Origin of the sequence: Hymenobacter antarcticus (genome assembly GCF_039539545.1) — a bacterium.
GTDB lineage: Bacteria > Bacteroidota > Bacteroidia > Cytophagales > Hymenobacteraceae > Hymenobacter > Hymenobacter antarcticus.
In genome coordinates this window covers 50,029-70,316 of sequence record NZ_BAABDI010000026.1, presented here as the reverse complement: position 1 = coordinate 70,316, position 20,288 = coordinate 50,029, and the positions used below count along the sequence as shown (strand labels likewise).

At 55.1% G+C, this 20,288-nt stretch carries 15 protein-coding genes and 1 CRISPR repeat array; of the genes, 6 read left to right on the top strand and 9 right to left on the bottom strand.

Going from position 1 to position 20,288, the window contains the following annotated elements; translation table 11 throughout:
• Positions 1–406: 406 nt before the first annotated feature.
• The gene (locus tag ABD819_RS16415; RefSeq protein WP_345126000.1) at positions 407–1,687 is read left to right on the top strand and encodes an alpha/beta fold hydrolase; all 1,281 of its coding nucleotides are present in this window, start codon (positions 407–409) and stop codon (positions 1,685–1,687) included.
• A 932-nt stretch (positions 1,688–2,619) separates the two neighbouring features.
• On the opposite strand, the gene ABD819_RS16410 is transcribed toward ABD819_RS16415, so the two are convergent.
• From ABD819_RS16410 to ABD819_RS16380, 7 genes are all read right to left on the bottom strand, one after another.
• Complete coding sequence (locus tag ABD819_RS16410) at positions 2,620–3,786, bottom strand: HNH endonuclease domain-containing protein (protein ID WP_345125999.1); 1,167 nt, start codon at positions 3,784–3,786, stop codon at positions 2,620–2,622.
• A gap of 107 nt (positions 3,787–3,893) precedes the next feature.
• Entirely contained in the window at positions 3,894–4,781 is an 888-nt protein-coding gene (locus tag ABD819_RS16405; protein ID WP_345125997.1) for a DNA/RNA non-specific endonuclease, read from the bottom strand.
• 206 nt (positions 4,782–4,987) lie between these two features.
• Positions 4,988–5,290 carry a helix-turn-helix domain-containing protein gene (locus tag ABD819_RS16400; protein ID WP_345125996.1) on the bottom strand — a complete coding sequence of 101 codons (303 nt, stop codon included), beginning with the start codon at positions 5,288–5,290 and terminating at the stop codon, positions 4,988–4,990.
• Positions 5,291–5,426: 136 nt separating this feature from the next.
• Complete coding sequence (locus tag ABD819_RS16395) at positions 5,427–7,979, bottom strand: relaxase/mobilization nuclease domain-containing protein (RefSeq protein ID WP_345125994.1); 2,553 nt, start codon at positions 7,977–7,979, stop codon at positions 5,427–5,429.
• Positions 7,976–8,425 carry a hypothetical protein gene (locus tag ABD819_RS16390; protein WP_345125992.1) on the bottom strand — a complete coding sequence of 150 codons (450 nt, stop codon included), beginning with the start codon at positions 8,423–8,425 and terminating at the stop codon, positions 7,976–7,978. Before ABD819_RS16390 ends, ABD819_RS16395 begins: the two co-directional genes overlap by 4 nt.
• A 1,378-nt stretch (positions 8,426–9,803) precedes the next feature.
• Positions 9,804–10,715, bottom strand: a complete 912-nt coding sequence (locus tag ABD819_RS16385) for a nucleotidyl transferase AbiEii/AbiGii toxin family protein (RefSeq protein WP_345125990.1) — start codon at positions 10,713–10,715, stop codon at positions 9,804–9,806.
• On the bottom strand, positions 10,687–11,430 hold the full coding sequence (locus tag ABD819_RS16380) for a type IV toxin-antitoxin system AbiEi family antitoxin (protein WP_345125988.1): 744 nt from the start codon (positions 11,428–11,430) through the stop codon (positions 10,687–10,689). Before ABD819_RS16380 ends, ABD819_RS16385 begins: the two co-directional genes overlap by 29 nt.
• Before the next feature lie 1,181 nt (positions 11,431–12,611).
• Here ABD819_RS16380 and ABD819_RS16375 point away from each other — a divergent pair.
• Positions 12,612–13,661, top strand: coding sequence for a replication initiation protein (locus ABD819_RS16375; RefSeq protein WP_345125985.1), 1,050 nt, complete (start codon positions 12,612–12,614; stop codon positions 13,659–13,661).
• Positions 13,662–13,741: 80 nt separating this feature from the next.
• Here ABD819_RS16375 and ABD819_RS16370 read toward each other — a convergent pair whose 3' ends face one another.
• On the bottom strand, positions 13,742–14,227 hold the full coding sequence (locus ABD819_RS16370; RefSeq protein ID WP_345125983.1) for a hypothetical protein: 486 nt from the start codon (positions 14,225–14,227) through the stop codon (positions 13,742–13,744).
• A gap of 14 nt (positions 14,228–14,241) precedes the next feature.
• Positions 14,242–14,982, bottom strand: coding sequence for a ParA family protein (locus ABD819_RS16365; RefSeq protein WP_345125981.1), 741 nt, complete (start codon positions 14,980–14,982; stop codon positions 14,242–14,244).
• Between the two features lie 250 nt (positions 14,983–15,232).
• Between ABD819_RS16365 and ABD819_RS16360 the strand changes: the two genes are divergently transcribed.
• The 4 genes from ABD819_RS16360 (at position 15,233) to ABD819_RS16345 (ending at position 20,281) form a co-directional block, all read left to right on the top strand.
• On the top strand, positions 15,233–15,559 hold the full coding sequence (locus ABD819_RS16360) for a Dna2/Cas4 domain-containing protein (protein WP_345125980.1): 327 nt from the start codon (positions 15,233–15,235) through the stop codon (positions 15,557–15,559).
• A 4-nt stretch (positions 15,560–15,563) separates the two neighbouring features.
• Positions 15,564–16,574, top strand: coding sequence for a type I-B CRISPR-associated endonuclease Cas1b (cas1b, locus tag ABD819_RS16355; RefSeq protein WP_345125978.1), 1,011 nt, complete (start codon positions 15,564–15,566; stop codon positions 16,572–16,574).
• Between the two features lie 4 nt (positions 16,575–16,578).
• Complete coding sequence (gene cas2, locus ABD819_RS16350; protein ID WP_345125976.1) at positions 16,579–16,842, top strand: CRISPR-associated endonuclease Cas2; 264 nt, start codon at positions 16,579–16,581, stop codon at positions 16,840–16,842.
• Positions 16,843–17,045: 203 nt separating this feature from the next.
• A CRISPR array of direct repeats spans positions 17,046–18,438; the repeat unit is 29 nt; unit sequence GCTTCAATCGGACCGGGAGGAATTGAAAT.
• A 499-nt stretch (positions 18,439–18,937) separates the two neighbouring features.
• Positions 18,938–20,281 carry a DNA/RNA non-specific endonuclease gene (locus ABD819_RS16345; protein ID WP_345125975.1) on the top strand — a complete coding sequence of 448 codons (1,344 nt, stop codon included), beginning with the start codon at positions 18,938–18,940 and terminating at the stop codon, positions 20,279–20,281.
• Positions 20,282–20,288: the final 7 nt, after the last annotated feature.

The window sequence follows — 20,288 nt, the reverse complement described above, 5'->3', positions numbered from 1 at the left end:
AGCTGATGAAATTAGTTAGAAACAGTCCAGGAGCAATAGTAACGGATTGCTTGCAAATAGCGACGGCACTCTAATGGGACAGGAAAGGGAAAACGGCCCGCTGCGGGCGGGCTCCCTTCGCGGAATCGGCACTTAACGTAACATCCGTTATAAGCACCTTCTGGGAATCGGTGCGAGTTTGGGTTTGCATGGAAAAGTAACGGATTTTAGTACTTAACCAGTAGACAGGCTCCCAAGCACCTCCTGTTAGTAAACGCCAGGCTACGTTTTTCTTCCCTAGCTAGACAACGCTTGTTGCTTGTCCCACATCTGCCGGCAACTGGCTTGCGCCTGTATAGCTAGATAAGCACGTTTTCTTTGCCGTTCCACCGGTTGGTGGTACTGCCGCATTCCCCATCCTGATGAAATGAAAAAAATACTATTCCTGTTTTCCCTGCTGTGCGGGGCACTTACCGCAAATGCCCAGGATAAAATGTCCTATCTGCTGCAGGCAATTGACATTACTGCCTACCCAAATTGCACATTCGAAGTACGGGGTCAGCTGTTGATTGAGGGTAAGTCAAAAAATGGCGGCGCCATTGCCTGCGCCGTTACCTCCTTGGACGCCAAAACTATCAAAGGGTACTTCGATAAGGACGGCATGGAAAACTACAAGCTTGGTGCCTGGACTGCTGTGTCCATCTCCGGCGCCATTGACAAGCAGGCCAATAAGCTGTCGGTGGGAATGTTCTTTTCGGGCAGAGGAAAGTATTATTTCGATGATTTTGAGCTGCTCATCAAAAGCAAAAACAAGACGGTGAGCATCCCGCTTGGTAATTCCGGTTTTGAAAACGAGAGTCTAAAGCCTTGGTACGTTAGCAATTTTAAAGACCTGTCCAACGTCCGGCTGACGACCGAAAAATTCAAGTCCGGCCAGCACTCCTTGCTTATTGACAACTCTCTAGCGGAGTCAGAAGAGTACGGCGAAAATACCCGGCTGGGGAAATACGCTCCCGTAAACGGCATCCGGCTCTACTACGAGATATATGGCGCGGGCGAGCCGTTGCTGCTGCTGCACGGCAATAACATGTCCATTGCCTCCTTCAGCCGGCAAATCCCGGAATTAGCTAAAAAATACCAGGTAATCGCGTTGGACAGCCGGGGTCAGGGCAACTCCAGTGCCGACAGCACGAGGCTCACCTACGAGCTGTTTGCCGATGACGCGGCTGCATTTCTCGATTTTCTGAGTATCGATAGCGCGAACGTGCTGGGCTGGAGCGACGGGGGGAATATCGGCCTCCTGCTGGCCATGAAGCATCCGCGCAAGGTGAAAAAGCTGGCGTCCATGGCGGCCGTCCTCTACAACGACAACACGTCGATATCGCCCAAGCTGAATGCCTTGCTCCGCAAGCAGCTTGCGGAGATGAAAAACAAGGGCATTGCGGAGGCGGACATGAATTACCGGTTGAAGAACCTGTTGCTGACCGAGCCGCACGTTCAGCCGGATGCACTGGCAAAAGTCACGGTGCCAGTTCTGGTAATGGCGGGTGAAGATGACATCGTCAAACGAGAGCACACGGCCTTGATAGCCAGAAAGCTCCCCGGCTCAACACTGAAAATATTCAGGAAAGCCGGGCACGAAGCACCCACTGAGGTAACGGAAGAATTCAACAGGACCGTGATGGATTTTTTTGCCGGCCGCAAGTAGGCTCATACAACCGGGAACGTGGTCAGTAAGGGAGCTCCCAGTTAAAAACCTACCCATTCCTTCTTCGTTATCCTGCCCATAGTCCAAGAGCGAATCCCTGAGCTAAGAATACGGCGAGAGAGTTGGGTAGACTTGTTTTTGGATGGTCCCTAATTAACAGACCGCTTAACATTTGCACCAAAATTTTAATAAAGGCCAGCAGTCTAATCCTAAGTTTAGCAAAACGGTGGTTTAAATAGGCCGCTAGGCCCTTTTACATGTTGTAAACGGTCGTTCACAAGATGTAAAATACTGGCTGTTACTGGCCTCGGTTAAAAGTTTGGTACAGAAGTTAAACGAGGTGCTTCCAAACGTGGCACATATCGGCTAGAATCCTGCATTCAGAGGGTACCGGAGCTGTTTGTTCAGTCAAATATCTCTATTTCTGTACAATTTTGCAGACCATCTGCCATTGGGCACATTGGATGAAAAACAGGCCTATTTGTTACAGAAAACTTGTTCAGCAATCAAAGTACAAACAACTCAGCCTATGAGACGGGAAAACTGTACTTTAACGCCCCCGATGGTCACCAGTTTGCTTTAAAGGCATATTTCTCGCTGGGGAAACGCTTGGTCAGTACCTCTATCCGTGCAAAAATGACTGTTGACAAGTTTGCCAATTAACTTTTGGACCAAACTTTTAACCAAGGCCGATAGGGTGAGTTGGTGAAAGACAAGCAGCGCGTCAACTACTTCCAGCACATCGGCCTGTTCGGCAAGCATATCCCCGGAAACTGCCGCCTGCACTTACTACGCCTCTTCGACTAACTTGGCCAGCAGCGCCGCGCGGAAGGCCGGTTTCGCAAGCACTGTGGTGCGACACCGGCGGCCGGATGCCGCAATGATGGCCGGAATGCGGTCGCGGACGAGTTTGGGGTACGGCATGAGTCAGCCTAGAAGCGTTGAACGTAACGGGCGGCGGCAACGTCATCGATGAACCGCACGGCGCGGCTGGCCAGTACGGCGGCGAAGGTATGGTCGGTGCGCAGGCCGGCAAAGCGCAGGGCGGCGTCTTCCCGAATCGCTTTTAGCAGGGCAGGCGACCAGTGGTAGGTACTGTACGCCGCCGCCAGCAGGGGTTCGGCGGCCGCGAGGCGCCGGGCGTCAGGCACTTTGTCGCGTTTGGTGTGCTGGTTGAAGTCGCGGTCGACGGGCAGCAGGTTCCAGAGTTCGTTGACAGGGTACACGGCCACGGGCAGCAGGTGGTCGAGGTCATAGTGCTGCGGCTTGGTAAGGTGCTTTTGCGTCCAGGGGCAGGTGAACGAATGGTTTTCGTGTAGCAGGATGTCGACCTGGTTACGCTCCCACGATAGCGGGCGGCGGTTGTCAGGGCGGGCGGTGAGCAGTGTATAGACCGTGCCGCGGGCGGCCAGGTTGTCGTAGTCCTGGGTAACGCCTTCGGTGAACAGGCACCACTCGTGGAGGCAGAGGGCTTCGACGTAGAGTGAGAGCCGGTGAAAGGCTTCCCACAGGCTGGCCGGCACCACGACACACACCTCTGCCGGCAGGGTACCTGGCAGGGGGTGAATGGAAAGGGGCAACTGGTCGTAACGGGCGGGGGCATCAAACACCGACCAGTGGCCCGGGCCAGCGTACTTGATGGGCATCGCCAGGGCTTTGGCCGTGGCCGCGACGGTCTGCCGGTAGGCCTGCTGCAGCGCGGGGGGATAGGTAGCCCGGCGGCGGGGCGTTCGCATCTCGGTGAGCAGGAAGAAACCGTCGGCGGGCTGAGGCGTGAGCTGCACCAACTGCTTCCATTCGGCGCGAAGTTGGGTCAGGGCGGGGCGGAAAGCAACGTCGTTGCGGACGCCATTGTCACGGACGGCGCGGGCACCCTGGTAAATGGGCTGCTGCGCATCGGCAAAGGGCCAGTAGTAGGCCACCCACAGCTCGGCCAGCCGATTCAGGGGCACGGCCACATCCTGGCCCTGCCGGCCCACGTCGGGGTACATCAGCACCACGTCGTTGATGGCCCTCAGCAGGGCTATCTTGTAGCTGGTGGTTTTGTTGTCGTGCTTGAGGATGGTAGCAATGGCTTGCTCACCGGGGATGACGGGCATTGGACGGCCAAAAAGTTACCGGATAAGATTCAAAATAATGCCGCCTAATTAACTGGATGGCAACGCATTATTTACCGGAATGAGCACCGGAATTTATGCTGCTTCTCTCAACTCGTGGGCCCGTTATCAACCCGCGCCTCCAGGGCTTGCTGTACGGCAGTGGGCACAGCAGAAAGCAGGTCGAGGCCGGTCGCGGTTTCAATGGCGTCGACGCTCGTGCGGTACGTGCCCCATGTAGTGCTGAGGCTGTTGTCGTTGGGCGTGTCAATGGCGATGACGCGGGTGCCGGCAGTAACACGTGCTGCGTCGTCGGTGCCGGCAGGCAGGATGACGACCACTTTCCAGCAGCGGGCGGGTACGGTGACCCGGCCCTGGTCGAGCGTAGTGGCGTAGCCGTTGGTGCCGGTTCCTCCCCTTCCGTAGCTCCCGCAGATGATGTAGACTTCGTTGCCGCTGTTGAGGAACGTGCGGGTGTAATCTTCCAGGTCGGCCCAGGTCTGCTGGTTGTTGCGCGGAGCCTGGGGCATCATGTTGGTCATCAGGAACGTGGCCGAGTTATCGGCGACGGTGTTGGTGCGGTCCGCGCTGGGGCAGTTATGTCCCCGGTCAAAACCCGAGCCGGTGTAGCTGGTGGCCTGCACCTGGTACCAGCCGGCGGGCAATGCGTTGTCGGGGCGGAAGTCGTCCTGGCGGGCGGCGCTGCCGCGCCAATCGGTGCTCAGGTGCCAGCTGACCCAGTTGGGAATGCCGCGGTCGCGGTGGTAGCTCAGGGCGTACTGCGGCTTGCTGAGCAGGTAATTGGTGGGCTGCCCGACATCCGCGGTGGCACCACTGGGGTTGCCTAGAGTGAGATGCTCCGTGAGGGGCTGAGAAGGTGTTATAGGACCTACAGGCGACGTGGGAGCGCCCGGGGTCACGGCTTCTTTCTGACAGGCCGCCAGCAACAGGCACACGGCCAGGGTGGGAAAGCGCAAAGACGGCAACAGCTTTTTCATCAATAAGCAATGAGGACCCGACAAAGGTCAGGAATTTATGGCCACCTGATTAATTAGCGGGTTGAGGCACCGCAACGACCCACCCGACAGTTTGGTACTTGGTGTTGTTCCCGGGTGAGCAGGTACCTGCACCACAGCGGTGGCCTGCGTTTCGACAGGCTTGTTTCGAAAGGCGCCAATGGGTTCGGCGGGCACGCCGGGTGGCCTCAACCCATCTGGTTATACTGGTTCCGGTTGTAGCGGTTCTGGTAGCGGTGCAGTTCCGTGGTGTAAAATCCCCATTCCTTTTCGTTGATGCGCACCCCCTTGAGCCGGCCGGCCCGTCGCGCTTTGCGGATGCCTTCCGGGGTCATGCCCAGACGGGCAGCGGCCTGCCGGACCGTCAGAATTTCATCCGGCGGCAATACCTCGGTTTCTTTCGCCTGTTGCTGCACGGCTTTTTCCAGGCGCTCCAGGCGACTTACAATCTGTTGCCACTCTGCCTCGGGAATCAACAGGAATGCTTCCATATCATTAGAAGGCATTGCCAGACATCTACAACCGTGGTTTTGAATCGGGGAATCAGAGATGGTGCGACAGTCCAGTGCCACAAGAAGCCTGGCTCTGAACATACAACAATTACAAGGCTCTCAGCAGTCTGCGCATCTAATCAATCTCATAATCATCGATGGATATCGATGCGGGTGCCGGTGGAACTAGCGCTTTATCAATCTTGGACGTTGATTCGGCCACGGCTTGGCGCACCTCTTCGCGAACATTGCCACCGTAGACCGTCTCCTGCACTTTCAGCGAGGTAGTTGAAGCCCACCTGTCCAGCATTGCGTTCAGCGCCGGAAAGTCTGGATGCTGCGTCTTATACCCCATATCCAGCTCTATTGTGCCATCCGGGTTCGACCGCTTTACGTTCACCCACCCACCATTCTCCTCCAGCTTACGGGTAACGGTTTCTACTTTGTCCTTGTCACTTGCCAGCACCACCAGCACAGCCAACCCATACTCCCCCGTCCGCACGGGCCACGCTGCCTCGGGCTGGTCAAATCCTTTGCTCTGTTCCCGAACCAGCACGTCCGGGGCCGACTGTACTTGCCGCAGCGCCTGATTCACGGTTTCCAGCTTGGCTCCGTCCCACTCATAGCGGTACTCCAGCACCACCTTACCGGCCCCCACCGGCCCGGCTCCCGCGAGAACCTGTGCCCCGGCGGCCTCCAGGACGCGTTGGAAATAGTCAGCCCGCTCGGCAGCCGACCCACCCGGGCCGGAGCTCACCACCAGTTGCCCCCGCTGTAACTCCTGCTGCCGTATAGTAATAGCAGCCGCCAGCTGTGCTTCCAGGGGCTGGCCATCGGGGTGCAGTTCCGTCAGCCTGAACTGCCGGCCACTGGCCTTCTCTTGCACGCACCTCGTACCATCGGGTTGCACCACGCTGCGATAGCCTTGCTCTGGCATTTGCTTGTCCAGCTCAGACAGAGAAGTAAAATTGCGGAGAACCAGCCGGTACTTGAACATGTCTTCTGCTATTAACCGGGCATTTTCCTGCGCTTGTATTTCCTCATTCACCTGATTGCGCAGACCTGTAGCTTTCTCCCCGCCCGGTTGCACCAGCGTCAGGTCCAGCATCTCACCGCTTGTGGTATGCTGCAGCTTCGGCATCTGGCCTTGGATTTCAAGAATGTCGAAGCCCAGCTGATGTACCTGTTCCTTATAATCCGTCCAGCTACGCCAGTTACCCCGCCCTCCCTGCAAAGGGTGCAGAAGCGCCTTCTTCCCATCGTCCTGCAATTGCTGGCGCAGGTCTGCGCGCTTTTTATCTTCGACTGCCAGTTCATTCAACACTTCGCGCCCGGCCGCTGTGGCCTGGGCCTGTTCCTGGTAAGCCGTCAGCTGAGTGGTTGCCTCGACCAGCGTACCATACCTGATTTCAGCGACGAGTCCATAATCCCCTTGGGAAACTGCCTGTTTCTCATCGTCCTCGAGTTTAGATACCTGTTGCTGCTGCGTCCGGATGAATTCGCGTAGCTCTTGGGCTGCCCGCTGTTCGGCTTCGCGCTGTTCGGATGCCCGCTGCGTCGCCTGGTCAGTCAACGTCTGGCTCAGTGTCGCAGCCTCGTACTCGGGGCCCAGCGCTGCACCGCTCAGCTCCCGGCCGGGGAATGCTGCCGCCGTAAAGCTGATTTCCTGCAGCTGGCCATCGGCCTGCCAGCTGGACCGGGCGGTTACGCCTTCGGTTGCAAGACCCGTTTGCAGCTCTGTTATGTTCATCGCTCCCGACAACTGTTTACTCAGGGCAGCCAACAACACCTCCCGAAATTGGGCATTCATCTGGGCTTCCAGTTGCTGAGTCTGTTGTATCTCGTGCGCTGCTTTCCGTAGTTGTGCTTCCCTTGCTTCCTGTGCCGCACGCTCCTCTTGTTGCGCTTGCGCCTTGCTCGCCTGCTCTTCCAGGGTCTTTCGCAGCTGCCCACCGCGATATTGTGCACCTGCTTCAGTCCCTGTCATGTGCAGCCCGGGGTAAGCGTCAGCTGTAAAGACGACCCCTCTCAACTTACCTTCCTGAAAGGTGGGTTGTAGTCTGACGCCATCTTTTGCCAGCGCCTCCTGAAGCTCCGCAACGGTAGTAACCGCTGGCAGGTGCTTTTCCAGCGCTTGCACCAGCACCGCTTTCAGGTGCAGCCTGTCCAGTTTTTCTTTCGGTTCTCCGTCCTTTTCCGCCTGCGCCAGCTTATTGGCAGTGCCAATCTTGGCTGCGTCTGCAAACCCCATTTCGGCCTCCACCTTCCGGCATGCCACCGCACTATCTACCTGATTAAGATTGTTGGGCACTACCCCTCCGTTGTTTGTTACCCGGTTCAGCAGCAGATGGCAGTGTGGATGGTCTTCATCAAAATGGCGGGCCAGTACCCACTGTGTTTGCTCTGGGTCGATATCACGCTTATGCATGTATAGCATGGCAGCTTGCGTCATCACTTCGTTAGTCAGTTTCTCTGTTTCACTAGGTAGCCAGGCCAGCGACACGTGCTCCACGGCCATCGTTATCTCAGGCCGGGTGCTGCGCTGAAACTCAAAGTCAGCCGCCATCTCTTCGGCACTGCTCACGCGCACTCCGTTGGCCGCAAGCACCTCGGCCTGCTTCCCGTCCTGTTGCAGAACATAGGCACTAAGCCTGTCAAAGGAGTCGTCGGGGTACAGTTTTCCAATCATGACTTGTCTTCTTTTTGTTCTATTCTGGCTGGCACCAGAGTGTCTAGCAACCGCCGCATCTCAACGTACAGTTCTTGCATCTGTCTCCGCTCTTCAGGTTCCAAATCCTTCCGCTCAGCTTTCTTCATGTAGTAGTTGGTCGCGTTGACGAGTTCCCGGTATTCGGCCCGTTCTTCCAACGTCCACACCCGGCTCAGCACGGCGCGCAGCTCCAGCTCCAGTGCGCCGGCCCGTACAATGACCGTGGGCGTGACACTCCCTAGCGCCGCCTTGGTCGTGATGCTTTCCCACTCGCTTTGGGTAAAGCGAAGACTAAAGACCTTGCTGTAAGCAAGCTCCTCTGGCTTCATCGGTGCCTTGTCGGGCGCGTTCGGGTCACGCTTGTAAACGGCCTTGCTGAGGCGCTTACGCCCCCCCTTTTTGTCTTCGGGATTAGGAGTATCCATGAGTAGTTCGAATGCTATGAATTGGAGCTCTGATTTAGGAGCGAAGAATGGTTAACTGTTAAAAGTCAGGTTTTGTATGACAGAACATAACATTGCCTCCCCCCACTGCCTTACGTCTTACAATGGATAGCGGGCCGCTGGAAAATCACTGCCTGTTTTCTTGCTTAGGGCTTAATGACACTTAAGTCAGAGGCTGAATGGGGTTTGGGATGGTTCGGTTTTCAGACCCAGCCCACCCTTCGAAGCAAATTCCATTTCTCCTCTGAACGTTGACCGGGGCTTGTCGATGCATCTGATTCGGGTAGCACACTACGCGCCGCCTCCTCAATTTCGAACAACGTCCGAAGCATCATCACTTGTCTTGGTCGCGTACTTTTTCCCTCCATCAATGCACGGCATCCTTGTACGTACTGCTCAATCCAGACCAGTTTCGCTTCCAGCAAAGCTTCTGTATCACCTTGCCTCGGCGTGACTCCGGCACGACTTTTCTTCCGCTCAGCCGATAGTACGTTACAACATCCCGAAGCACAGGTCTTGGCGTCCGCTCTCTTCCCTTCTAATGAATCTCCGCAAACCTGGCACACCCTGCTCATCTGCTCGCATCTTTTAAAAGTACCGTCACTCAAAAACCCTGCATCACTGGCAAGATAGGGTAGCCAGGTCTTCGAATCCTATTTATTTCAGAAAGGATTCAGTCGATTTCCAGTTGCTCGCCCAGCCAAGGATTGTCATTACGGCACCTTGGGTTGAGCAGCACCGGGCTATAGTATTAAATAAGCCTTCTAAGCCATCCATTCCCATCTGGAGCGAAGACACCCCATAGTCGAACAGTTCGTTGACTACAGGCTGGTTTCTGACATGAATAGCCGACATTAGAAATCCTTTCTTCCTCAAGTGAACGAATACCTTGCCTGAGATACCTGTACAGTCTATAACATTGGCTTTTTCAATTGGGGCTCCTCATTGTAACGGGTACCGCTTGCCAAAACTCGCAATAGCTAATGTTATTTATATTATCTGTGTTACTCATATTATTAGTGTTGTCAGAATTTGTATAGCATGCTACGGGCGCAAAATATTTTTTACTCTGGGTATGACTATCACCATCCAGTGGATGTAGATAAGTCCTCTTTCACTAACTCTACCAGCAAAGTCAATAACAGGGCTGAAAATAACACTGATATTATCCTTGTTACTACTGACACCAATGTTAACTGTATTACTATAGACACCATTGTTATTAGTGATATCTATGTTACTCATATTACCATTATGACCTGTATTACTAAAAATATTTATGTTACTTATGTTATCACTTATTAAGCTGTGGTAACCACCTTAACGATGTCCGCTGAAGACTTTGCAACTGAACTTTGCCTTACCCTTCTCCTACGCCATCCAGCAACCCTGTCAGTAATGCTCCCAACAGCGCCAAACTATTTTCCAGACTTGGTACTGCTGGCTCATCGCGGTACTGGGGTTGACTCATTGCCCGTGCCAGCTGACTCTGGTCGCCAACCTGCAATTCGGCGCGGAGTAGATTCAGCAACCGCGTGCGTATGGGTTCGCTCTTGAGCAATACCTGCAGCTGCCTCCCCAACACGCGGGTCGCCACCAGTTGCAGAAACAAGCCCGGGTCCGCAGTGTCATTCTCGTCGAACAAATCGTGATGGCTGGCATAAATCGCATCTTGCTCCAGGTCGAAATAGCGTTGAAGCAAACTCCGCACGTCCAGCGCGTCCTTCCCCCGCTTCTCGGGCCGGTCCTGCCAGGCAATCAGTTTCAGCGTTACCAGACCAGGAAGCGTGACTACCTGCCACTGCTGGCCGGCCGGAGTAGTCATAGTCGCTGCTCCGCTCAGCACGGCCTCGTAGCCCACCGTAGAGATGCGTTCCATGCCCCGGCCGGAGAAGTACACGTCCCCCGCCTCGTCCGCGATGGCCCCGAAGGGCATCAGGTCCACCGTAACGCTGTTAACGTCACTAGGTGGCTGATAGAGCAGGCAAAAAGCACTGTGCCCGGTCCGGACGAAGCTTTCCTTTTCGGTCAGCCACACCAGCAGTGCCTCGTACTGGGTCTCGTCATTGACCAGCACGGCTAGGTCCAGGTCCTTGGTCATGCGCTGGATGGGCTCTTCGTGTATCTGACTCAGCCAGATATCCCGGGCCACGGCGCCTATGATGTAAAAGTCAATGCCGAAGTAATCAAATCCCCGTTGCAGGGCGACCATTGCAGCGGCCATGCCCACCGGGTGGAGCTCGTCAGGCGAGATAGGGTAGGTAGCGCTCATGCAGCAGATGGGCCACCTCGCGGTTGCGGGGCTCGGCCGTCAGGTAAAGGTCCGCATAAGCGAGCAATGGGTGCACGGCCTGGGGTAGGGGACGGCCCGGTCCCAGCGTCGTGGGCATGGGGGGAAGCACTTCCACTTTGCCCGCCTCATCGGGTACCAGGCGCAGCCGGCGCATTATTTCCCCGCGGGAGGCTGCCGTGTAGAGCGTGAAATACTCGGGCAACAGGTAGCCCTCCAGCAGCAGGTGAGCCGCCGGTTCTCCGCCCCAGGCCATGTCCGGCCCTAGTTCCAGGTCCTGCCAGCCCTGGCGGGCCGTATTGGCATCAAGCCAGCGGTAGCATTGCCCATGTAGCCGGGGCCGCACGACTTCACCATAGGCCGCCACCCAGCGGTGCAGCACCTGCGCCGAATTGGTCCAGCGGCGTTTGCCCCCTTCGTCGCGCAATAGCTCCAACTGCTGCAAGCCGCGCAGCAGCACGCTGACCGAACCCAGGGCGACCTGGGCTTGCTCGGCAAGCACGCGGTACGAAGCCTGCAGGAGCGCTGGCTCACGTAGTAGTTGGTAGAGCAGTTGCACGCCGGCAGGCTGAAAGGCGCGGTGCTGCACTTGCTTGCCTATTGTGGGCTGGCGTTGCCCACGGATGAGAATCAGCCCACCCGTATCCGGCATACGCAGGTAAGCGTTGCCAGCCGTATCGAGATAATAAACGCCCATGCGTTGCAAAGCTATGCCAAGCGCGTCCGGAATGTATGGGGCAACCAGGACCACGGCGTTCTTCTCGCTTAGGTGGCGAAGCTGGGCAACAGTATTTTTTCCCAGCTTGGCCTTAGCCTCCAGCAGGAAAGGCTGTGCCTGGTCACCAATACGTAGCCAGCCGTCGGCTCGGTGCAAGGCATACATCGCTTTGCCTGCTTCCGTTTTCTCGCCCTCATCCAAATAAACCGACAGTTGCAGTTGATTCTCGAGTGCTTGGCTAGCGAGCCTCAGTAATACTTGTTGTTCCAGAGTGTTCATTATTTTCAATGATTCATTCTTAGTGAACGTGCAAAAATAATGAACAAATAGCTTATAAGCAATACTTGAGCATCCCACGCTGTGATGAGGGCAAAGCAAGCGGCATTTATTCTATAGTTTGCTTCAAAGCAGTCAATGGAACTTGTGAAGTTGCAAGACAACTTGTTTCGACTTTAAAATATAGCAATTCTAAAGAATTATACTTTCTATGGGAAGTTCCGAGTTTCTCTTTTTGAGCATATCATACCAATAAGATGTATTATCCATGTGTGCACATAGATACAGAGCTTATAAAACGTGGTTTTTCGAGCTGAAAGGCCACATTGAATTTACCCTAAATTGTATTATACCTATAAAATCAACTTTTGTAGGCATTGAATACGCGGTAAAAAGCCCTTTTCAGGTGCCTTTATGTTGTTGCCTGTCCTTTTCTCCCCAATAAACCGCAATGACTGAGTTGGCTTATAAAAAGTGGTTTTAAATTAGATAAATAAAATTTATTATTTATAAAGTGCAATCAATACTTGTGTTGTCTGATTCTTTTTGTTTGTTTTTGTTTTTTGCCTATCCGAGCTGGCCAGTTGATTCATATCTAATCTTAAAAGCTAAAAAAAAACGACAACAACCTTTGTGATATTTTTAATTATTTGTCTATTTGTAGGGTGCACAATAGTCTGATAATCAGTAGTATATATTGGTTTAAAACCACGTTTTATAAGTTTAAAACCACGTTTTATAAGCTAGCTACCACGTTTTATAAGTTTAAAACCACGTTTTATAAGTTGAATAACCACGTTTTATAAGTTTAAAACCACTAAAGTTTTTATGCGTGGTTAATAACTATTTATTACCTTATATTTGCTGCCCATCTCATCCTTTCTATGGAGCAGCCACCCATTTCCGAAGCACCCGGCCGCCCTCAGGAGGTACGCCAGCATAACGTCATCACCACAGCACGTTACGATTACAGCGCCTGCCAGATGGACATCATGTTCTTTTTGCTCTCGTGCCTGGGAAAGGCAGATGCTCCGGATAAGGTGTACACTATCTATTTGAAGGAAATGGAGGCCAAAACCGGCCGTCAATGGAATTATCAGCAGTTACAGGAAGCAACTTCTGACATGGGCTCCCGAATGTTTGTAGTCGATGGCGAGAAGAAACGCACTCAGTTGTGGATGATGGATAGGGTAGAGTACATGATGGGGGGAGGGCACATCGCCATTGTCTTGACGCAGTCAATCCGACCTTACTTATTTGACCTCAAAGAGAATTTCACTTCCTACGAACTAGAATCAGCCTTAAAGCTGACCAGTAAGTACGCGAAGCGCATCTACCAACTGGTCAGCCAATGGAAAGATAAAGACGAGACAAAAATCTATTCGCTGGACGAATTCAAGTACATGATGTACCTGAAAGGGCCAGAAAGCAAAAAGAAAAGTTCGGAAAGCAAAAAGAAAGACCTAAACAACGAAATACAAGCCCCGGAGGAAGAACTGCAGGAGTCGGAAAGTCACAAGAATGACCCGGAAGTCAAAACGAAGGAGCTATTCAAGAATATCAGTCAGTTAAAGCTGCGGGTACTGGATGTGGCGGTTGACCAGATAAGCGAGCACACTGAGCTGAAGATTAAGTATGAGTTTATCAAAAAAGGCCGTGCCTTTAACAATATACGCTTCTCTATTACTCGCCAGAAAACTGCGCAACCACCTCTGTTCCTGGAGCAACCACCTGTCACCGGGGATAAAGTAGAAGCAGCCCGTCAGCACCTGCTGAACCTGGGCATTATTCAGCCCCAGCTGGTCGCACAGATTCTGGGTGACCAGAAACTCAAGGACCAGCTCTTCAAGTTTGTTTATGACCACAAAACGGACAAGCTCAAGGTAACCAAAAACGCTGGCGGTTTATTTCTGAAAATGTGCGGCTTACGCTGATATTTCGCACACTTCCGCTGCCTGCTTAGGCCTGCAAAGGAGTTTTATTAACGCTGGCTCTTGCTCCAACGACTTCTTGGCTATTCACCGTTCCTTACCTGCCGGCCCCGCTGGATGCGCTCCCGGCGCTGCTGCTCCTGCTCACGGGTCTGGGCAGGGCGGGGCGCTGCGGGCGCTGCAGTAGCAAACAAAAGGTCCAGCCCCTCCTGCAAAGCTTGCTTCTGCGAGTAAGTATAATCACCCTGTGACCGGCGCGCGTGGACGTAGTCACGTAACCGCTCCAGATGGCCACGGCTGAGAACGAACGTCTGACGTACCCCATCCGCAGCATCGCCGGCCTCAAGCGCCACTGGAGCAGCTATGACAACCGGTTTAATCAGTCTTTTAGTCTTACCTGTGTTACTGGTATTACTAGGATTACTAAGTGCGTTTTTAGTAACTATTTTATTCGCAGGCTTTTGGGCAGGAATACTACCAACAGAAAGGTCGAAAAAGTCCATTTCTGATGCCGGTTTTAGGGCGGCCGACTCACCGGCAGGGGAAAGGTTTTTAAATGTTTTGGCCATGGGACATGATTGGCTTAGCGGGTGAGAATCTCCGCAACCAGCGTCTGGTAGTCGGAAGCCCCGGCACTTGTCGGAGCATAAGTAAAGATGTCCTTCCCCAGGTGAGGGGCTTCCCCCAAGGCTATCGATTCCCTGATGAAGCTATTCAGCACCAGATTGGGGTACTTGGTCCGAATCTGCTCGGCAGTTTCTCTGCGCAGGACTTTACGGGCATCGTGACGGGTGAAAAAGATGCCGCCAACCCTTAATTCGGGATTCATTCGGTTTTGCACCCGACGCACCAAATCCAGCACCTTCTCCAGGCCGTCGGTGGCGTACAGTTGGGCTTCCAAGGGAATATAAAGTTCCTGTGAGCATGTATAGGCATTGAGCGTGACCAGCGCCAATGCGGGTGGGCAATCGAGCAGAATGTAGTCGAATTTCTCGCGTACGGGTTCAAGAAGCTCTTTTAATAGAAACTCGCGGTCTACCTCGTCACCTACCTTCCTCTCGAATGCCGACAGCGCCGGCGAGCCAGCAATCAGCCACATATCATGCGCTTTGTAGGCTTTGAGCGGATATTCTTTCAACAGCGCGCCGTACACATTCTTATCAGCATCGACCAGACCCAGGCCTTTGGTCAGGTTCGCCTGCGGGTCCAGGTCAACAATCAGTACCCGCTTGCCGGCGCGTACCAGCCCCGCGCCGATGTTGGCCGTGGATGTGGTTTTGCCAACCCCACCCTTTTGATTCGTAAATGCTAGAACCTTGCTCATGAGGCAAAGATATGTGTACAAATGTTACCCATGTTGTAAGTGATACAAATATTATTTGTGTTACCTGTGTTAGCTCACCTTGCCTTTTGCTCACCAAAATTTTCAGTGACAGTAGGAGAGCATCAAAAAGTGTGGGGCAGTCGGGCAGCAGGGCGAGGGGTAGTTGGCTGGTTCATTCCTTTCAGCGGTAAGTACCGCTTCTCAAGGTGACCCTAAGAAGCGGTTGAACCCGACTGCCCCACACTTTCTGATGCTCTCCTTCTACGACCCGCAGCGCAAGGTGGTGCACGAGCTAAAGAAGTCGAACAAGATGGAGGCATCCAACGTGGCGCAGGTAAAATACTACCTCTGGCTGCTGGAGGAGCACGGTGTGGCCGGCCCCACCGCCATTCTGGAGTACCCGAAGCTGCGCCAGACCCAGACCGTGGAGCTCAGCGACGAGGACCGCGCCCGCATCCCCGAAGAGCTGGCCGCCCTGCGGGCGCTACTAGCCGACGGCACGGCCTGCCCGCCGGTCATCAACAAGCCCTTCTGCCAGCAGTGCGCCTACTACGAGTTCTGCTACGTTGCCGAGTAAGCCCATGAAAAAGACCTACTACCTTTTCAACCCCGGCCGCATGAGCCGGCAGGACAACACCCTTAAATACACCGCCTACGACGAAAAAGGGGCCGATGCCCAGACGCGCTTTCTGCCCATTGAAGACGTGGCCGACCTCTTTGTGTTCGGCGCGCTCGATGCCAACTCGGCACTGTATAATTTCCTGGGCAAAAACGGAGTATCGGTGCATTTCTTCGACTATTACGAGCACTACACCGGCTCCTTTATGGCCAAGGAATACCTGCTGGCCGGCCGCTTGCAGGTAGCCCAGACGGGCCACTACACCAGCCTTAAAAAGCGCCTCGTGCTGGCCCGCAAGCTGGTGGAGGGCGCGGCCTTCAACCTGCTGAAAAACCTGCGCTACTACCAGAGCCGAGGCCGCCAGGTAGCCGAGGAAATCACACAGATTGAACTCTACGTGGCCGCCCTACCCCACACCGGCACGGTAGCCGAAATCATGGGCTACGAGGGCAACATCCGCCAGACCTATTACCGCTGCTTTGAGCGCTTGGTGAGCGTGCCGGGCTTCAGCTTCGGCACCCGCAGCACCCAGCCGCCCCAGAATGAGTTGAACGCCCTCCTTTCCTTCGGCAATATGCTCTGCTACGCGGTCTGCCTGTCACAGATTTACCATACCCAGCTAAATCCCACCATCAGCTTCCTGCACGAACCTGGCAGCCGGCGCTTCTCCCTGGCCCTCGACCTGGCCGAAATCTTCAAGCCGCTGCTGGTGGACCGCACCATCTTCCGCCTGCTCAACAAGAAGGAAATCCAACCCCGCGACTTCGTGCGCGAGCTCGACGGCTGCCTGCTCAAGGAGACGGGGCGTAAAACCTTCGTGCGCGTGTTCGAGGAGCGGCTCAAGGAAACCATCCAGCACCGCCGCCTCAACCGCAGCGTGAGCTACCAGCACCTCATCAAGTTGGAGTGCTACAAGCTGACCAAGCATCTGCTCAGCATTGAGGAATACCAACCCTTTAAAGCCTGGTGGTAGTCGCATGTACGTTATTCTCGTCTACGATATGAAGCAGCAGCGCGTCGGACGCATGCTGAAACTCTGCCGCCGCTACCTGCACTGGATTCAAAACTCGGTATTTGAAGGCGAAATCAGCGAGGTGAAACTAGCCGAACTGCTGGCCAAAGCCCGCGACATCCTGGACGAGGAAGAGGACAGCGTCATCCTCTTCAAAAGCCGCACCCAACAGTGGCTGGAGAAGGAAGTAGTAGGCCGCGAGCGCAGCCGCCTGGACAATATCCTGTGAGCCGCTCATGTCGTCGGTCGAATAGCCATACGACTAAAAGGTTAGACTTCACGCTGTTGTCTAATGCAAGCTACTGATTCACAGGGTTGTCGATACCCCGGCAAAATCGCACTATCGGTCACCGACGACTTTTCCAATTTTTATGAGCCGCCTAATGTGGCCTGAGTGACTGGAAACGCCTATACTTGTGACTTAATCGGCGGGCTTCAATCGGACCGGGAGGAATTGAAATTCCTGGTAGCTGGTAACGGCGGCGAACCTGCGGGCCGCTTCAATCGGACCGGGAGGAATTGAAATAGGTGGAGCTGTGGATTCACAAAATCAAAAAGCGCGGCTTCAATCGGACCGGGAGGAATTGAAATTTGTTCTCGGTGCGGGTGCCGCGCAAACAGTAGTTAGCTTCAATCGGACCGGGAGGAATTGAAATTGCAGCAGGACCGTGGCAATCATGGCCTGCCGGTGGCTTCAATCGGACCGGGAGGAATTGAAATAAGAGGCTGGCGATAATGAACTGCTGCCAGGGCTCGGCTTCAATCGGACCGGGAGGAATTGAAATGGGCTAAGGCTGAAGCCGTGCTGGTTGGGGGAGATTGCTTCAATCGGACCGGGAGGAATTGAAATTAGAGGGCCAGCAGGGAAAGCAGCGCGTTGGTGAGGGCTTCAATCGGACCGGGAGGAATTGAAATGTGTTGGGCTCGGTGGCGGTGGAGTAAGAGCTGGCGGCTTCAATCGGACCGGGAGGAATTGAAATAGTACCGCGCCACGCAGCAAACGGGCGCACCGCGGCGCTTCAATCGGACCGGGAGGAATTGAAATTTGTGAATAAGTGAGCCGGGGGGGAGGGCAGAGTAAGGCTTCAATCGGACCGGGAGGAATTGAAATGGAGTCAGGAGCGAGAAAATACCGGAGAGAGCGCCGGCTTCAATCGGACCGGGAGGAATTGAAATTGTTGTAGAGGTCGCAGGCGGCCTGCAGGTCGTAGTGCTTCAATCGGACCGGGAGGAATTGAAATGGAATAATGCGCTTGCGGTACACCACGGCCAGCACCGCTTCAATCGGACCGGGAGGAATTGAAATGGAAGAATGCGCTTGCGGTACACCACGGCCAGCACCGCTTCAATCGGACCGGGAGGAATTGAAATATGGGAACAGGCCGGCCCCGGCGCTGCGGGCACTCAGCTTCAATCGGACCGGGAGGAATTGAAATTGGTGAGCAGGGGCTGGCCGGTGGGCGCGTTGATGGGCTTCAATCGGACCGGGAGGAATTGAAATAGGGTGAGCTGAATAAGCCCGTCGTTGGCCTTGCGAGCTTCAATCGGACCGGGAGGAATTGAAATAATGCGTCCTGTACCGCCTTGTTCGTCGGCGCTCCGGCTTCAATCGGACCGGGAGGAATTGAAATTCGAGAAACGCCTGCTGTTCGGGCCGGATGCGGTCGCTTCAATCGGACCGGGAGGAATTGAAATATACTAGCCAATTTCGCCAGCAAGTGGCGCACGTTCGCTTCAATCGGACCGGGAGGAATTGAAATTGGGGGCGATTAGCAAGGACCACAAGAACCCGCAGCGCTTCAATCGGACCGGGAGGAATTGATTTATTCTGCCAGGCCAACAGTCGCAATTCTTACTCAGTTAGAAATAGTCGTTCGAAAAACCACTGTTTTCCGAATGGATTCCTGCCCCATGCCAAAGGCCCCAAACATGCAGATTTTCGGGACCTTTTTGCGGAGGGTTTTTCGAACGGCTTTCTCCGTCAATCCAACGACCGTTCAACTGAACATCCGGCAAGAATAACCCTCGTGGCTGTTGCAGAACCCACGTTGACCAAACGCATAGCGAGTGTGCCGCTGCTTTTTTGGTCGCTTCTGCCCATCACAGGGCCCAAAGGGCTTGTCCGGACGAAGTAGTTGGGGTGGTGGAAGGGCCCGCGCCCTATTCTGTACGCGCTTGGATTGTCCCGTAAGGTGGGTGCCTGCGCCCCCGTGTTTCGTTATTGTTGCCGATTGAGCAGGGATGAGATTCACGGTGGTAAGGGGTGGTAACTTTGACGTCTCAAATTGTGCGTTTTTCTCACTGCCACCTGTTTAGCTTCCTTTATGTCTTTCTTGACCCTCTGGCGGGGGGCACGCACTGGGGTGCTGCTCGCCGGCTTAAGCCTGAGTGCCGCCCCGGCGGCCTGGTCGCAAACGACCACGTCGGAATCCTTCGACACCGGTACTAAGACGACCTACCCGGCTAGTTCCGTGGTGCTCGGTTCCGGTTCCTGGACTTTCGACGATGCCCTGCTCGGCACGGATGCCCAGGACCACAAGGCCGGCACCCAGGCGGCCCGACTCCAGCTGGCTGGCACGCTGACCATGGATTTCTTCCTGCCCGACGGGGCCAGCACCGTCACGGTGCAGCATGGCACCTACGGTACGGATGCCACCTCGGCCTTTGAGCTGTGGTACCAGACGCAGGGCTGCGCTACCTGGGTGCGGGTAGGAGAGCCGGTGATGGCCTTTTCCTACCGCCTGCAAACGGCTTCTTTCCCGGTCAACGTGCCCGGCAGCGTGCGGTTCCAGCTGCGCAAGGTGACCGGCGGCCTGTCCCGCCTCAACCTCGACAATTTCACCGTCGCGCCCTTCACAACCGCTTCCCAGCCGCCCGCGGCCGCAGACAACCAGCACCTAACCATGGGGAATCCCAGCGGGGCCACTCCCGACGTCACCTTCCCGACCAACTACCTGCTGGAAAAGTCTCAGTACGCACTTAGCTACCACCGCGACCAGGGCAAGCCCAACTGGGTGAGCTGGTACCTGGCCCCCGTCTGGCTGGGCTCCGCCGCCCGCCAGGACGACTTCCGTCCGGATGCCACCCTGCCCGCCGGCTGGTACCAAGTCACGAGCACCAGCTACTCGGGCTCCGGCTTTGACCGGGGGCACAACTGTCCCAGCGCCGACCGCACCAGTTCCGTGGCCGACAACTCGGCCACCTTCCTGATGAGCAACATGATTCCCCAGTCGCCCACCAACAACCAGCAGACCTGGGCCGCGCTGGAAAACTATAGCCGGACGCTCGTCAACGCCGGCAATGAGCTCTACGTCATCATGGGCAGCTACGGGGTCGGCGGCAACGGGGAAATCCGCGTCTCGGGCCAGCCCAACCGGTCGGTGTCTGCCACCACCATTGACCAAGGCCGCGTCACGGTGCCCCAGCGCATCTGGAAGGTCGTGGTGGTCTTGCCTGTCGGCAACAACGACGTGAGCCGCGTGTCGGCGGCCACCCGCATCATTGCCATCGACACGCCCAACGACAACGGGCTGACTACCAACTGGGGCCAGTACCGCACCAGCGTCGATGCCATCGAGGCCGCCACCGGCCTCGATATCCTTTCCGCTCTGCCCACCAGCGTGCAGCAGGTGGTCGAGGCCCAGGTCGACAACGGCCCCACCAATTAGGCCCGCC

Coding starts and splice junctions, on each gene's coding strand:
- cas2 (WP_345125976.1), top strand. CDS start 16,579: ATGTACGTTATTCTCGTCTACGATATGAAGCAGCAGCGCGTCGGACGC.
- ABD819_RS16405 (WP_345125997.1), bottom strand. CDS start 4,781: ATGAAAAAGCTGTTGCCGTCTTTGCGCTTTCCCACCCTGGCCGTGTGC.
- ABD819_RS16390 (WP_345125992.1), bottom strand. CDS start 8,425: ATGGATACTCCTAATCCCGAAGACAAAAAGGGGGGGCGTAAGCGCCTC.
- ABD819_RS16385 (WP_345125990.1), bottom strand. CDS start 10,715: ATGAGCGCTACCTACCCTATCTCGCCTGACGAGCTCCACCCGGTGGGC.
- ABD819_RS16380 (WP_345125988.1), bottom strand. CDS start 11,430: ATGGGCGTTTATTATCTCGATACGGCTGGCAACGCTTACCTGCGTATG.
- cas1b (WP_345125978.1), top strand. CDS start 15,564: ATGAAAAAGACCTACTACCTTTTCAACCCCGGCCGCATGAGCCGGCAG.
- ABD819_RS16360 (WP_345125980.1), top strand. CDS start 15,233: ATGCTCTCCTTCTACGACCCGCAGCGCAAGGTGGTGCACGAGCTAAAG.
- ABD819_RS16400 (WP_345125996.1), bottom strand. CDS start 5,290: ATGGAAGCATTCCTGTTGATTCCCGAGGCAGAGTGGCAACAGATTGTA.
- ABD819_RS16415 (WP_345126000.1), top strand. CDS start 407: ATGAAAAAAATACTATTCCTGTTTTCCCTGCTGTGCGGGGCACTTACC.
- ABD819_RS16375 (WP_345125985.1), top strand. CDS start 12,612: ATGGAGCAGCCACCCATTTCCGAAGCACCCGGCCGCCCTCAGGAGGTA.
- ABD819_RS16410 (WP_345125999.1), bottom strand. CDS start 3,786: ATGCCCGTCATCCCCGGTGAGCAAGCCATTGCTACCATCCTCAAGCAC.
- ABD819_RS16395 (WP_345125994.1), bottom strand. CDS start 7,979: ATGATTGGAAAACTGTACCCCGACGACTCCTTTGACAGGCTTAGTGCC.
- ABD819_RS16365 (WP_345125981.1), bottom strand. CDS start 14,982: ATGAGCAAGGTTCTAGCATTTACGAATCAAAAGGGTGGGGTTGGCAAA.
- ABD819_RS16370 (WP_345125983.1), bottom strand. CDS start 14,227: ATGGCCAAAACATTTAAAAACCTTTCCCCTGCCGGTGAGTCGGCCGCC.
- ABD819_RS16345 (WP_345125975.1), top strand. CDS start 18,938: ATGTCTTTCTTGACCCTCTGGCGGGGGGCACGCACTGGGGTGCTGCTC.